At 38.2% G+C, this 917-nt stretch carries 1 protein-coding gene; it reads right to left on the reverse strand.

What is annotated here, in order from left to right; genetic code table 11:
* Nucleotides 1–726 (reverse strand): cache domain-containing protein (locus HPC67_RS15620; protein ID WP_217589832.1); only part of this gene is annotated, 726 nt, incomplete at its 3' end.
* Nucleotides 727–917: the final 191 nt, after the last annotated feature.

The raw sequence follows: 917 nt of genomic DNA on the forward strand, positions 1-917 counted from the left end.
ACCTTCAGCAAGGTGGTTCATCTGTTCGGTTACGGCTTTAATAGGTTTGGTGATGTTTCCAGTGAAAAGCCAAATCGTCACAATACCTAATACAAGGGCAATACCTGTAACGATATATATGATATTAAGAATATGTTGGGCAGGCTTGTTGAAGTCCATCATGTATGTCCCTGCGATAACTGTCCAGCCCCAATGTGGATCTTCTTTTGAATAAGCAACTTTCGGCTCTATTTGACTGTCATTATTCGGCATTGGCCAAGAGAAGTGTGTTAATCCACCCCCAGATTGCCCTTTTTTAATGAGTTCCTGAGTGGATTTGATACCATTTGGATCAACGGTATCCCAACTGTTTTCACCTTCTAACACTGGATGCGCTATTTGGTTCCCCTCAGCATCGAGGATGAACATATATCCATGTTCCCCAAGATCAATGTCGGCATTGATTGGCCTAGTGCCATCAGACGCCATTTCGCCGAGTATAACTTCCTTTACTTCTTCTTGTGCATCTTCCAAGGACAAATTGCCTCTTTCGACTTCTTTATTGAGTGCTTCAATCGTATTGATAGCCATCTCGACACTGTTTTTTAAGTTTGTTTCACCAAGTTCATTTAAGCTATGTACACTTTTTTGATAACTAAAAACACCTAAGGTTATTAACGGTATCGCTAAAATAACGATTGAGATGATGATTAATTTTGTTTTGACGGAAATAAATTTAGATTTCATATTGTACTCCTTTAATTAAGATAGTAGCAGTGGTGGGGAAAAGAGAAGGCTATCAAAATACTGGTAACAGACTAAAGCTCTTCTTTTATTCCCAACCACCTTATAAATCTAGTAAAGCCTATATATATAAAAGTAGCCTATTAAAGTTTAAACTGAGTAACCAATTCATTTAACTGTTCAGCTAGCTTGGC

The organism is Lentibacillus saliphilus (assembly GCF_019093865.1).
In the GTDB taxonomy this organism is placed as follows: Bacteria; Bacillota; Bacilli; order Bacillales; family Amphibacillaceae; genus Lentibacillus_B; species Lentibacillus_B saliphilus.